Raw genomic sequence first — 486 nt, forward strand, 5'->3', positions numbered from 1 at the left:
ACTACATCGAGCGCTTCTACAACCCGCGCAGACGGCATTCGAAACTGGGCTACATCAGCCCCATGGAGTTCGAGGCCCGCGCTATGCTAGCTTAACCTGCTGTCCACGAAACCGGCAGCAGGCCACACTGGCCAACCTACTTCGAGACCGTCCGCGACTGCCTGAAGCCGGGAAGCAACGCGACCCTGCAGATCATTACCCTGCAAGACCATCGCTGGGAGGCCTATCGCCGGGGTGTCGACTTCATCCAGAAATACATCTTTCCAGGCGGCATGCTACCCTCCCGCAGTGCGCTCCTTGCCGAGGTAGAGCGTGCCGGACTGAAGTTCGTCCATTCGGTCGACTTCGGCGAGAGCTACATGTCCCATCCCGGACGATCACATAGACCCTCGCCGCTCTGCGCTCTTCATGGCAAGATCGTTGCTGGGTGAGGTTCGGGACGCGGGGCGAGGATGCTGATTTCTCTTCACAAGCAGGCGACGACAA

At 59.9% G+C, this 486-nt stretch carries 1 protein-coding gene and 1 pseudogene; both read left to right on the forward strand.

The features are described from left to right. Positions 1–95: IS3 family transposase (locus NHN26_RS17680; RefSeq protein WP_331429137.1), on the forward strand; the 95-nt coding region annotated here is incomplete at its 5' end. 12 nt (positions 96–107) lie between these two features. Continuing rightward, positions 108–383, forward strand: a pseudogene (locus tag NHN26_RS17395) (class I SAM-dependent methyltransferase); the annotation flags it as partial. Between the last annotated feature and the right edge of the window lie 103 nt (positions 384–486).

This window comes from Rhodovulum tesquicola (assembly GCF_024128855.1).
GTDB classification, from domain to species: Bacteria; Pseudomonadota; Alphaproteobacteria; order Rhodobacterales; family Rhodobacteraceae; genus Rhodovulum; species Rhodovulum tesquicola.